Source organism: Shewanella halifaxensis HAW-EB4, assembly GCF_000019185.1.
Taxonomy (GTDB): domain Bacteria; phylum Pseudomonadota; class Gammaproteobacteria; order Enterobacterales; family Shewanellaceae; genus Shewanella; species Shewanella halifaxensis.
This window is the reverse complement of record NC_010334.1, coordinates 1753200-1765226: the sequence shown is the minus strand read 5'-3', so window position 1 is coordinate 1765226 and position 12027 is coordinate 1753200. Positions and strand designations below refer to the sequence as shown.

The window sequence follows — 12027 nt, the reverse complement described above, 5'->3', positions numbered from 1 at the left end:
TTTGACTCCCTTAAAAACCTAAACTCGAAAGCAGATCGTCAACTTCATCTTGACCAGTCACCACGTCTTGACGGCGTTCTGCATTCACAATAGGACCTTCAGCTTCAACATTTAGATTTGGTTTATCATCAACCGCAGTTGTAGGTTGCTCACCAAATACTGTCAACATCGACACTAAACTATTCTCAACTTCCCTGACGAGTTCAATCACTCGACGGATCATCTGTCCAGTCAAGTCCTGAAAGTCTTGTGCCAATAGAATTTGATTAAGCAGCTCTTTTACTCGGCTTGCATCCGACTCGCTTCTTTCTACAAACTGTTGGATGTCATGGCATAGTGTTTTAAATTCAGTCAGCGGCAGCTCTCTACGCATAAGCTTATCCCAAGCTGGCTTAACAGCCTGAATATTGTCGCTCAATGCACTAGCAAGAGGTAAACACTCCTCCACCGCGTCCATGGTTTTATTTGCCGCTTGCTCAGTCATGTCTATGACATAAGTTAAACGTTCTTTTGCATCAGGGATTTCTGTATTGGCTAATTCGATTAAACGATTATCGAATTGAAAATCAGAAATAGCACTGTGAAGTTGACGAGTTAACCGCCCAACTTCATCAAAAAGATCTTTTTGAATTGGCGCTGAGATCTCCCTAATCAACTCATCTGCTTTTTCTTGCTCACCTTCGGTGAGAAGTGCAACTAGCCTCTGTGCTTGCTCAAGAGTTATCAGCTCTGACAATTGTTGCTGCATAGCTCATCCCTGCTTAGCCGAGTCTTTCGAAAATTTTATCTAACTTTTCTTTAAGTGTGGCCGCAGTAAATGGCTTAACCACATATCCGTTAACGCCAGCTTGCGCTGCTGCAATAATCTGCTCACGCTTAGCTTCTGCAGTCACCATCAATACAGGAAGGTGTTTCAGGTTATCATCGGCGCGAATGGCCTTTAATAGATCGATACCTTGCATGCCCGGCATATTCCAGTCGGTTACAACGAAATCAAAATCGCCTTTCTGTAGCATAGGTAAGGCTGTAGAGCCGTCATCGGCTTCTTGGGTATTATTAAACCCCAAGTCGCGTAACAAGTTCTTAATGATACGTCTCATTGTTGAAAAATCGTCAACAACAAGAATCTTCATATTCTTGTCCAAGGTTTCCTCCGCGGAGCGCGCGTTAAATGCGCATGTAATGTGGTATCAATTATTATGATTTTATTCTTGCGTCCAATGCTTGAGTTTTCCCTTGAGTCTGAGCATCGCCTGACTATGGATCTGGCTAACTCTAGACTCACTGACCTCAAGAATGGCCCCAATTTCTTTTAAATTCAATGCTTCATCATAGTATAGAGACAAGACTAGCGCATCTCTTTCGGGTAATAGTTTGATCGCTGCGACAAGAGCCGAATGAAATTCGACCTCTGCGAGTGATTCATAAGCATCATCTTCGTGGCCGTCATCTTGATTTAATCCTTCAACGGCAACGCCTAAATCTTCTATTCCAACGACTTTACCTACCGACACGTCGTTCAAAATGCTGTAATACTCATCGAGCGGCATCTCTAACCGCTCGGCAATCTCGCCATCACGAGCATCACGCCCAAGCTCTTGCTCAAGCTCATCAATCACTTGAGCCACGCGGCGCTGATTACGATGTACCGAACGCGGTACCCAGTCGCCACGCCTGATTTCATCTAACATGGAGCCACGAATTCGAATTCCTGCAAAGGTTTCAAATTTGGCGCCCTTACTACCATCAAAGTTTGATGACGCTTCGAGTAGCCCCATCATGCCGGCCTGCAACAAGTCATCTAACTGAACTGATGCGGGTAAACGAGCCAAAAGATGATGGGCTATTCTTTTTACAAGCGGTGCATACTGTTCAACGATAGACGTCTTATTATCAAAACGAGTATACGCTGCCGCTTTATTCACCCGACTTATCCTCTTGATAGCTTGGACGCTGCACCAAACGCTCAACGAAGAACTCTAAATGGCCACCGGGTTGTGACGGGACTGGCCAGCTCATAACCTTATTCGCTAACCCTTGGTATGCAATGGCTGCTGGCGACTTAGGAAACGCCTCAACAATCAATTTCTGCTTACGTACAGACTTACGTAAATTCTCATCAAATGGCACCGTGGCCACAAGCTCTAACGCCACATCAAGGAACCTGTCGGTCACCTTGCTTAACTTGGCAAAAAGCTCCATGCCTTCCCGTAAGCTGCGTACCATGTTCGCGACAATCTTAAAGCGGAACACCCCGTGTTCACGACTTAAAATCTTAATCAAGGCGTAGGCATCGGTGATCGACGTTGGCTCATCACACACCACAATTAATACATCTTGTGACGCCCGTGAAAAGCTCAGTACCATATCAGAAATGCCAGCAGCGGTATCGACAATCAAGATATCAAACTGGGTTCTCATTTCGCTAAACGCACGAATAAGACCAGCATGCTGAGCTTGAGTCAGTTCGACCATTGCCTGAGTCCCCGAAGTGGCAGGAATAATACCAATCCCTTTAGGTCCTCTTAAGATCACATCATCTAATTCGGCCTCTCCCGACAAAACATGAGATAAATTTCGCTCTGCGCGCAAACCTAACATCACATCGACGTTCGCTAGACCTAAATCGGCGTCTAATACCAACACACGTTTACCCTTTTCGGCTAACGCGACGGCGGTATTAATTGACACGCTGGTTTTACCAACGCCACCTTTACCACCTGATACGGCGATTACTTTTACTTTTTCATTATTTGGCTGATTCATCATACGTAAACCGCTTGCTTGATCCGGAGTCATGGCTTTACTCAAATGCATAGGTCATCTCTTGCGACCCTTCACTATTATGTATTGGTTCGGTAGGTTTGTTATCTAATGCTGCTAATGCACGATTGGCTAACGATAATGTATCAGCCACCTGCATATCTTCAGGAACTCTTTGTCCATCCGTTACATAACTTAAAGGCAACCCACTTTGAATCAAGACACTTAGCGCTGGCGCTAAAGAAATTGATTCATCTAATTTTGTTAGTACCGCACCCGAAAGTGGAATACGCGTAAACTGTTTTACCGCATCTTCTAACACTCTACGCTGCCCCGTTGCTGACATTACCAGATAACTGCGTATTGGTAATCTGCTATTTGCGGCTAAGCTATCGAGTTGTTGGAATAAACGCTGGTCTCTTTGCCCCATACCCGCTGTATCAATGAGAACCAGCTTGCGGTTCCTAAATTGATACAGTATTTGCTCTAACTCACTAAAATCATGAGCCTGTTTTACGGGGCATCCCATTATTTTGCCATAAGTTGCTAATTGCTCAAAGGCTCCAATGCGATAATGGTCGGTTGTAATGAGCGCAACTTGATCTGAGCCATGATATGCAGCAAAACGCGCCGCTAATTTGGCCACAGTCGTTGTCTTGCCAACACCTGTTGGCCCAACGAATGCGACCACACCACCTTGACGCACAATATCATCACCTTGATTATCGAGCATATTAGCTAAACTGCGTGGCAAAGAGGCGACTAATTCCGCGGGCGAATAATGCTCGCTAAGACTCGATAGCTTCTTTGCAATTGCTGGAGAAAACTCAGCCTCTAACAACTTGCTCTCTAGCATAGCACCAACAGGGTCAACCCGTTTTTTCTGTTCAACCATCAAACTACTGACTTGATGCGTTAATAAGCTACGAATTGACGCTAACTCTTGTTTCATCGCGTCCATTTCAGCACTGCTGTTTTGCTTGTTCGCGTTAAAGCTATCAGGTGCACGATGCGGAGTAAACTCAGCTTTAGCGGGTTCCGGTTTCTTCACCTGTGCCTGAAGCCCTTTCGCCCATTCAGGCATATCTAAATCTTCACTGCTTCTAGGCTGTGTTTGCTGACTAATTCGGCTTTGCTGACGCTCAAGTAACGCTTGCAGTGAATCAGGCGCAGGCGTGGGTTGAGCACGGCTTTGAGCTTTTACATTAGGCGACCTGACATTTGCCTGTGCGCCTAAGGTCACTCTCTCTTCTGCAAGGTCGGTGAACATGCCAGCCGACGGCTTGGCTTCAGCAACCTTGGGCTTAGGCTCGTCATAATCCACTGCGGCAACAATCTCAATGCCGCCCGTCACTTTCTTGTTCGACATAATGACGGCATCTGACCCCAACGTTTCTTTAACTTGGGCTAAGGCCGAACGCATATCTTTTGCTAAAAATCTTTTAATCTTCAATTATTCGACCTCTACTGGCCCACTGCCGAAACGATACGGATCTGCTTCTCATCGGGTACCTCTTGATATGAAATCACCCGCAAATTAGGGATCGTATGCTTAACAAATCGCGATAAGGTTGAACGTAACATGCCTGATGTCAATAAAATTGCTGGTTGTCCTACCATTTCTTGACGCTGGGTCGCATCTACTAACGACTTCTGCATACGTTCCGCAAGGCTTGGCTCGATATTCGGACCATCCCCCCCCGTTGCCTGCATAGACTGATGCAACATTTGTTCCAACTCTGGCGCCAAAGTAATGACGGGGATTTCAAGCTCAGGTCCGCTGATCTCTTGTACTATCATGCGCTTTAGGGCTATACGCACCGCTGCGGTTAATACTTCGGTGTCACCGCTCTTTGGCCCGTACTCTAACAAGGTCTGTACTATGGTCTTCATATCGCGAATAGACACCCCTTCGTTAAGCAAGTTCTGCATCACTTTAACGACCGTACCAAGTGGCATCACATCTGGGATAAAGCCATCAACTAACTTAGGTGAGTGCTTACCGAGCATTTCAAGCAGTTGCTGCACCTCTTCATAACCTAATAGTTTCGCAGCGTTATTAGTTAATAGCTGGCTAATGTGAGTGGCCACGACCGTTGAAGCATCTACGACTGTGTAACCTAAGGTTTGCGCATGCTCTCGCATTTCCGGGGCGATCCAAACTGCATCGAGACCAAAGGCTGGGTCTTTAGTTTCGATACCATCTAACTTGCCATACACTTGACCTGGATTGATGGCCAGCTCACAGTCATGGCGAATTTCCGCCTCGCCAGATGCCACACCCATTAACGAAATTCGATAAGCGTTAGGTGACAGATCTAAGTTGTCACGAATGTGCACGGCAGGGACCAAGAAGCCCAGCTCTTGCGATAATTTCTTACGTACGCCTTTAATACGCCCCAGTAGCTCTCCGCCCTGCCCTTTATCCACCAAAGGAATAAGGCGATAACCCACTTCAAGCCCAATAGTGTCAACATGCTGTACATCATCCCAGCTAAGTTCCTTAGGCTGAGTATCACGCGGCTCCACAGGTCCCGTTTTTGCGAGCTCCAGTGCACGCTCGCGATCGGTTTCTAGCTTCTTCTTAATAAAGTAAGCGCCCGCTCCCGCTACCGCAGCACATGACAAGAACACAAGATGTGGCATACCTGGCACAAGCCCCATCACTAACATCACCCCCGCGGCAATGGCTAAAGACTTGGGACTGTCAAACATCTGCCCCATGACCATCTCGCCCATATCGCCGGATTCATTTTGACGAGTCACCATCAAGGCTGCGGCAATAGATAACAGCAGACCGGGGATCTGCGCCACTAGGCCATCACCAATCGTTAATAGGGTATAAATCTCAACCGCGGAAGAGAAAGACAGGTCATGCTGAGCGATACCAATAATAAAACCGCCGACGATATTAATAACAAGAATTAATATACCGGCGATGGCATCACCCTTTACAAATTTTGACGCACCGTCCATCGCACCATAGAAGTCGGCCTCGCGAGTCACTTCGGCGCGGCGAGCACGTGCTTCTTCTTGAGTTAATAAGCCTGCATTTAAGTCGGCATCGATTGCCATCTGCTTGCCTGGCATCGCATCCAGCGTAAAGCGAGCACTCACCTCAGATATACGTCCGGCACCTTTGGTCACAACGGCAAAGTTAATGATGATGAGAATTAAAAATACAACTAGACCAACGGCATAGTTACCGCCAATCACCACTGAACCAAAGGCTTCAATCACCTTACCTGCAGCATCGCCACCATTGTGGCCTTCTAGTAGTACGACACGCGTCGATGCAACGTTTAGCGCCAACCTGAGTAGGGTTGCGACCAGTAACACTGTCGGGAAAGCGGCAAAATCAAGCGGCCTATCGCTATAAATGGCAACCAGAAGCACCACAAGCGCGAGGGCGATATTGAAAGTGAAAAGGATATCGAGCAGGAACGCAGGCATGGGTAAGATGATCATAGCCAGAGCGGCTAAAACCAATAACGGTGTACCAATACCTTTAAAATGTGCAGGCTTTATCTGTTTTAATTGGCCTAGACTTGCTTTAAGTTCCATTCACTCGGAGTCCGATCTTTGACGTCTAACGTCTGTACAGCAAATACTGTACCAACCTTATTTATAATAAGGATTAACTATAACCTGAAAGGCGCTAGCAAAGAACATCTCGCGTACTGAGTGGTTGATTTTCAAGCATAAATTTTAATTAATGCTTTAAATCATCTGGGATCGGCTGCTTTACTGGGACCGGATTTGGACGTCTCCCCTTACCCTTCTGATATTGTCTTAATTGGAATACATAAGCGAGCACCTGCGCGACCGCGGTAAATAATCCCTCTGGGATCTCTTGGTCAATCTTAGTGGTATGAAAAATAGCGCGAGCCAGTGGCGGCGCCGATACTATCGCCACATCGTGTTCTCTTGCAATTTCTCGAATTTTAAAGGCAACTTCATCCACCCCTTTGGCCACAACAAATGGTGCAGTAGAGCGAGTCGCATCATACTTAACAGCCACGGCGTAATGTTCGGGGTTGACGACAATAACGTCAGCATTTGGCACTTCGCCCATCATACGTCGTTGAGACATCTCATGTTGTAACTGACGAATACGGCCTTTAACCTCTGGTTTACCTTCGGTATCCTTATATTCGTCTTTCACTTCCTGCTTCGTCATCTTGAGCTGCTTAGCGTGATTCCATATCTGAAACGGTACGTCGATAACGACAATCAAGAAGGTTGATGCGCAGAGTAAAATAAAGATCCACACCACAATATCGAGTGCATGGTAAATATTGCCAGGTAAATGGTCTTGCGACAGCATCAAAATATCATTTAAGTAGGTGCTGAGTAGCAAAAAGGCGGTAATGGCGACTACGGAAAACTTGGCAATACCTTTGGTTAACTCCACTAATGCCTGCACACCAAACATCCGCTTAAAGCCCGCCATTGGGCTCATCTTACTGGCTTTTGGCATAAACGCTTTAACGGAGAAAGAGATCCCACCGAGAGCAACGTTACCCGCAAATGCGATGAGTGCTAAAAAGACAATAAAACCCATCAAAGGGAGCGCAAGTTCAGTGCCTATTACGCCCCAAACATTCATCATCTGCTTGGTGTCGAAAATCTCATCACGGCTCATCGTAAACAACTTCGTCATGATGTTATGCATCGCCTGTGCGATATCAGGACCCGTCATTAACAAGCCTACTGACGCAGCGATCAGCACAGCAGAAGTCCCCAACTCTTTTGAGCGTGCAACCTGCCCTTTATCTTTGGCCTGTTGCAACTTTCTGGAGGTGGCTTCCTCTGTTTTTTCTTGGCTACTATCGTTTTCAGCCATTTATAGCCGCCCTCCATAGTGCGAAGAAAGCCATACGACTGATAGTAAAGTCGCTATAACGCATTATTAAAGCCCGCCGTCGGCGCGGCACTGCAGCTCAAGCACATTACAAAGTAGCAGCTGAACTTCACGCCACACCTCGTCAAAATGCGTCATAATTGGCGACAACGTTAACCAAAGAATGAACAAGCCTGCAATCATGGTGACAGGAAAACCGATAGAGAAGATATTTAACTGTGGTGAGGCGCGGGTCATTACACCAAATGACAAGTTAATAGTGAGCAGCGCCACAATCGCCGATAGCGACATGGTCAAAGCAGCACCAAACATATAGCCCACAAATTCGGTAAATAAGCGATAACTAACCAGACTTAAGCCTTGCATTGACACCGGAATAGAATCAAAGCTGGCGATCACCATCTTTATTAATAACAGGTGACCATCGACGGCCAAAAATATCACAGTGGTCAGTAGCAGGAAGAAGTTACCAATGACAGGTGTTTGTTGGCCTGAGCTCGGATCGACCATAGACGCGAAACCTAAGCTGGTCTGCATACCGATGATCTGACCGGTAAGCACAAAGGTCTGCATGAGCAATAATGTGGCAAACCCCATGGCGACGCCGATAATGATTTGCTGCGCGGTAACGAAAGCGGCGCTTAATGAAAACAGATCAATGGTTGGCATAGCAGGCAACACTGGGGCCACGGCTACGGTGACAGCAACCGACAATAATAGTCTCACTCTTGTGGGAGTCGTGGTTGCACCAAACACTGCCATCACCATAAACATGCTAGAAATTCGGGTTAATGGCCACAAATAACCCGCAATGCCATTCATGATGGTATCGAGTAAGATCTCCATCTAACTCAATCTATTAATAAGGAGATTAATAGCCATAGTTAGCCTATCACCTGCAAGCAGATCATATTTAACATCGGGGAAAGTAAATCCATGTTCAAAAGCTCCAGCGAATAGTTAACCTATGACTTGGGGGATCATATCCACCATCTGGAAAAAGAAATCCATCATCATCTGAACCAGCATATGCCCCATCAGCATTAACGCTAATAACGTCGTTAACAGACGTGGCAAAAAACTCAAGGTTTGCTCGTTAATCGACGTTGCGGCCTGAAAGACTGCCACGACAAGACCAATGATAAGACCAGGCACAATAATCATCGACACGATAATCACAATAACGGCCAGTGCTTCACGAAAGATATCAATTAGTGCTTCTGGGCTCATGGCTTACCTACAATCCAAAACTGTTGGCTAAGGTACCCATCACTAGGCTCCAACCGTCGACGAGTACAAATAACATGATCTTAAATGGCAACGACACAATCATAGGCGACAACATCATCATACCCATGGCCATCAAGATACTCGCCACCACCAAATCCAAAACTAAAAATGGCACAAAGAGCATGAAACCAATTTGGAAAGCCGTTTTGAGTTCGCTGGTAATGAAAGCAGGAATGATGACCGTCATCGGTGCATCTTCAGGCTCATTGATATTTTGATAACCTGAAATTTCAATAAAGGTGTTGAGGTCTGAGTTCCGAGTCTGTGCCAACATAAAATCTTTAAGTGGCCCTTGCCCCGTTGTAAAAGCGTCTTGCAGTGGCATTCCTTGCTCGATATAAGGTTGCACCGCCTGCACATAAATCTTGTCGAATACCGGCGACATAATAAAAAATGTCATGAACATACTGATGCCAATCAACACCTGATTAGACGGAGTTTGCTGCAAGCCAATCGCTTGGCGCAAAATAGACAGCACCACAATAATACGGGTAAACGAGGTCAACATAATGACCATCGCGGGAATGAAACTTAACGCCGTCATCAACAGCAAAATCTGCATGGTGACAGAGTATTGCGTTGAACCATCGGCGCCAGTCGAAACCGTCACAGCTGGCAGAATACCGTTTTCTGCGAGCGCGGTTGGCGCCATAAAAGTCAGAGCCAATCCGGCTAGCAGTAAAATCCACTTCATCATGATGCCTTTGCTTGACGAAGGCGGCTGGCAAATGACTCAGACGATATTTCCACTGGTTGGGTTAATTTATCAACTAGGCTCACTTGCTGCGGCGTAACCCCAAGCAAGTATTGCTGACCTGCAACCTCAACCAGTACTAACTTCTCTTTTTGTCCTAAAGGCGTCACTGCGAGGGTTTTTAATTCCCCTTGGCTACTGGGGACTAAGTTTAAGCGTTTGACTAGATAGGCTAGAAAGAAAATCAGTAGTAATACTAAAATCAAGCCACCAACCATGCTCGATAACGTTGCGATACTCGTTGGTGAAGCAGGCGTTTCAGCTTGCGCTGCCGCACTACTCACACCGGCTAAAACCAGTTGAAAGCTCATTAAACGTCCCTTTTACTTCAGCTTTTTAATTCGCTCAGTTTGGCTAATGACATCCGTTAGACGAATACCAAATTTATCGTTTACCACAACCACCTCACCATGGGCAATCAAGGTACCATTGACCATAACATCTAATGGCTCACCAGCAATACGATCGAGCTCTACCACCGAACCTTGGTTTAACTGCAGCAAATTGCGAATATTAATAAAACTACGGCCCACTTCCATCGAAATCGTAACCGGAATATCCATAATCGCATCTAACTTAGACACTTCATCCTCGCTTAACGGCGCACTTTCATTGCTAAACTCATCAAATTCAACAGCTTTTGCTTCGTCAATCGCTTGCTCTGCCATGGCCGAAGCCCAATCATCTGTATCTGTACTCATTTACCTTTCACCTTATATATCAGAACGATCGCGCGCTCGCCCTTTATGGGTCACCAGCTGTAATTCTGTCTTAACCGTTTCTGGTCGTGGAATTTGTTCACAAATCTTTAATGCTAAGTTTTCTTTCGTTCTGCCCATCTTACAACGATAAGTCGGTAGGTCTTCGACCTTTAAGATGATGTACTCAGGCAGCTCAACTGGAATAACATCACCCGCTTTAAACTCTAGCACTTGTTTTAGTGTTACTTTGTGCTCAACGATGGTGGCATCGATACCCACGTCAACATCCATAATCTCATCACGCAATGCTTGAGACCAACGCATATCGGTATCTTGAGTATCACTTTGCACACCAGCATCGAGCAATTCTCGGATAGGCTCAATCATCGAATACGGCATAGTGATATGGAAGTCTCCTCCACCGCCGTCAACCTCAATATGGAATGAACTCACCACAACGACTTCTGTAGGGCTAACAATGTTTGCCATAGCCGGGTTAACTTCTGAGTCGAGGTAATCAAACTGAACATCCATCACTGGCGCCCAAGCATCTTTGTAATCTTCGAAGATGATCTTTAACAACAGTTGTACGATGCGACGCTCTGTAGGGGTAAATTCTCGGCCTTCAATCTTGGCATGAAAGCGCCCGTCACCACCAAAGAAATTGTCCACTAAAATAAATACAAGCCGCGCTTCCATTGTAATTAACGCTGTGCCTTTTAATGGGCTAAAACGTACCATGTTTAAGCTGGTCGGTACGAACAAGGTATGTACATACTCACCAAACTTAAGCATTTGCACGCCGTTAATCGACACTTCGGCCGCCCGACGCATCATATTAAACATGCTGATCCGCAAGTGGCGAGCAAAACGCTCGTTGACGATCTCAAGCGTTGGCATACGACCACGTACAATTCTGTCTTGGGACGAGAAATCATATGAACGTGCGTCAAGCTCATTGTCATCAATAATGTCCTCTTCGACATCATCGACTCCGTGGAGCAGTGCATCAATTTCGTCTTGGCTTAATAAATCACTCACGATATCGCCTTTACTTATAAAAAATAATCACTTTATTCACACAATTTATTGCATGACAAAACCGGTAAATAAGATTTTCTCAACCACTGTACGCCCCGTGACGGGTTGCAGAGTGTTTTGCACATTTCGCAGCGCTAACAGGCGTAATTCATCCTTGCCTGCAGGAGAGCTTAATTTCTGGATATCTGCGCCACTAAATGTGGTTAGTAGCGCATCTTCAATTAATGGAATATGCTTTTTAATCAGAGTGTCATCATCGCTACCACGAACCATTAGTTGCACTTTAATTTCAACTAAACGAGTGCGGCCATTATCGGGTAGATTAAATAGAAACGGTCTTGGCATTGCCGCATAAAAGGCTTCACCCGTTCGAGGCGCAGACTCTGCAGCGACAACGTCATCAGCACCAGTAACTTGTGCAGCATCGTCTGAGCTCAATAACAAATATGCAGTGATAGCGATAACAGTAATAAGCACCGCGCCGATTGCGCCGAATAAAATGAGTTTCTTTTTGCTTTTAGGTTCGGCACTATCTTCTAGCTCTAACGCTGCTTCTTCCGCCATTTTTCATTCCCTTGCTCGAGTACTGATTAATTTCAATATTCTTAAACTGC

General features: G+C 45.8%; 14 protein-coding genes. All 14 read right to left on the bottom strand.

Features of this window, described 5'->3' with window-relative positions; genetic code table 11:
• Positions 1 to 10: 10 nt before the first annotated feature.
• The 14 genes from SHAL_RS07550 to fliL all read right to left on the bottom strand — a co-directional run bounded on the left by SHAL_RS07550 (position 11) and on the right by fliL (position 11977).
• The gene (locus tag SHAL_RS07550; RefSeq protein ID WP_012276573.1) at positions 11 to 748 is read right to left on the bottom strand and encodes a protein phosphatase CheZ; all 738 of its coding nucleotides are present in this window, start codon (positions 746 to 748) and stop codon (positions 11 to 13) included.
• Between the two features lie 13 nt (positions 749 to 761).
• Positions 762 to 1145 (bottom strand): chemotaxis response regulator CheY, encoded by a 384-nt coding sequence (cheY, locus tag SHAL_RS07545; RefSeq protein WP_012276572.1) that lies wholly within the window; start codon positions 1143 to 1145, stop codon positions 762 to 764.
• 60 nt (positions 1146 to 1205) lie between these two features.
• Entirely contained in the window at positions 1206 to 1925 is a 720-nt protein-coding gene (locus SHAL_RS07540; protein WP_012276571.1) for an RNA polymerase sigma factor FliA, read from the bottom strand.
• Positions 1918 to 2799: a MinD/ParA family protein gene (locus SHAL_RS07535; protein WP_041416306.1), complete on the bottom strand. Its 882-nt coding sequence runs from the start codon at positions 2797 to 2799 to the stop codon at positions 1918 to 1920. Before SHAL_RS07535 ends, SHAL_RS07540 begins: the two co-directional genes overlap by 8 nt.
• 4 nt (positions 2800 to 2803) lie before the next feature.
• A complete protein-coding gene (flhF, locus tag SHAL_RS07530; protein ID WP_012276569.1) occupies positions 2804 to 4216 on the bottom strand; it encodes a flagellar biosynthesis GTPase FlhF in 1413 nt (470 codons plus the stop codon).
• 11 nt (positions 4217 to 4227) lie between these two features.
• Positions 4228 to 6327 (bottom strand): flagellar biosynthesis protein FlhA, encoded by a 2100-nt coding sequence (gene flhA, locus SHAL_RS07525; protein ID WP_012276568.1) that lies wholly within the window; start codon positions 6325 to 6327, stop codon positions 4228 to 4230.
• Between the two features lie 148 nt (positions 6328 to 6475).
• A complete protein-coding gene (gene flhB, locus SHAL_RS07520; RefSeq protein WP_012276567.1) occupies positions 6476 to 7609 on the bottom strand; it encodes a flagellar biosynthesis protein FlhB in 1134 nt (377 codons plus the stop codon).
• Between the two features lie 66 nt (positions 7610 to 7675).
• On the bottom strand, positions 7676 to 8473 hold the full coding sequence (gene fliR / locus SHAL_RS07515; RefSeq protein WP_012276566.1) for a flagellar biosynthetic protein FliR: 798 nt from the start codon (positions 8471 to 8473) through the stop codon (positions 7676 to 7678).
• 114 nt (positions 8474 to 8587) lie between these two features.
• A complete protein-coding gene (locus SHAL_RS07510; protein ID WP_012276565.1) occupies positions 8588 to 8857 on the bottom strand; it encodes a flagellar biosynthetic protein FliQ in 270 nt (89 codons plus the stop codon).
• Between the two features lie 7 nt (positions 8858 to 8864).
• A complete protein-coding gene (fliP, locus tag SHAL_RS07505; RefSeq protein ID WP_012276564.1) occupies positions 8865 to 9614 on the bottom strand; it encodes a flagellar type III secretion system pore protein FliP in 750 nt (249 codons plus the stop codon).
• Positions 9611 to 9982 (bottom strand): flagellar biosynthetic protein FliO, encoded by a 372-nt coding sequence (gene fliO / locus SHAL_RS07500; protein ID WP_012276563.1) that lies wholly within the window; start codon positions 9980 to 9982, stop codon positions 9611 to 9613. The genes fliP and fliO overlap by 4 nt, the downstream gene beginning before the upstream one ends.
• Before the next feature lie 12 nt (positions 9983 to 9994).
• Positions 9995 to 10372 (bottom strand): flagellar motor switch protein FliN, encoded by a 378-nt coding sequence (gene fliN / locus SHAL_RS07495; RefSeq protein ID WP_012276562.1) that lies wholly within the window; start codon positions 10370 to 10372, stop codon positions 9995 to 9997.
• A 12-nt stretch (positions 10373 to 10384) separates the two neighbouring features.
• Positions 10385 to 11413, bottom strand: coding sequence for a flagellar motor switch protein FliM (gene fliM, locus SHAL_RS07490; RefSeq protein ID WP_012276561.1), 1029 nt, complete (start codon positions 11411 to 11413; stop codon positions 10385 to 10387).
• 45 nt (positions 11414 to 11458) lie between these two features.
• Positions 11459 to 11977: a flagellar basal body-associated protein FliL gene (fliL, locus tag SHAL_RS07485; RefSeq protein WP_012276560.1), complete on the bottom strand. Its 519-nt coding sequence runs from the start codon at positions 11975 to 11977 to the stop codon at positions 11459 to 11461.
• Positions 11978 to 12027: the final 50 nt, after the last annotated feature.

What these genes read in the sequence shown, in the direction of transcription:
- fliN (WP_012276562.1), bottom strand. Translation starts at nt 10,372, where the DNA reads ATGAGTACAGATACAGATGATTGGGCTTCGGCCATGGCAGAGCAAGCG.
- fliO (WP_012276563.1), bottom strand. Translation starts at nt 9,982, where the DNA reads ATGAGCTTTCAACTGGTTTTAGCCGGTGTGAGTAGTGCGGCAGCGCAA.
- fliR (WP_012276566.1), bottom strand. Translation starts at nt 8,473, where the DNA reads ATGGAGATCTTACTCGATACCATCATGAATGGCATTGCGGGTTATTTG.
- fliP (WP_012276564.1), bottom strand. Translation starts at nt 9,614, where the DNA reads ATGATGAAGTGGATTTTACTGCTAGCCGGATTGGCTCTGACTTTTATG.
- SHAL_RS07535 (WP_041416306.1), bottom strand. Translation starts at nt 2,799, where the DNA reads ATGACTCCGGATCAAGCAAGCGGTTTACGTATGATGAATCAGCCAAAT.
- SHAL_RS07550 (WP_012276573.1), bottom strand. Translation starts at nt 748, where the DNA reads ATGCAGCAACAATTGTCAGAGCTGATAACTCTTGAGCAAGCACAGAGG.
- fliL (WP_012276560.1), bottom strand. Translation starts at nt 11,977, where the DNA reads ATGGCGGAAGAAGCAGCGTTAGAGCTAGAAGATAGTGCCGAACCTAAA.
- flhB (WP_012276567.1), bottom strand. Translation starts at nt 7,609, where the DNA reads ATGGCTGAAAACGATAGTAGCCAAGAAAAAACAGAGGAAGCCACCTCC.
- SHAL_RS07510 (WP_012276565.1), bottom strand. Translation starts at nt 8,857, where the DNA reads ATGAGCCCAGAAGCACTAATTGATATCTTTCGTGAAGCACTGGCCGTT.
- flhA (WP_012276568.1), bottom strand. Translation starts at nt 6,327, where the DNA reads ATGGAACTTAAAGCAAGTCTAGGCCAATTAAAACAGATAAAGCCTGCA.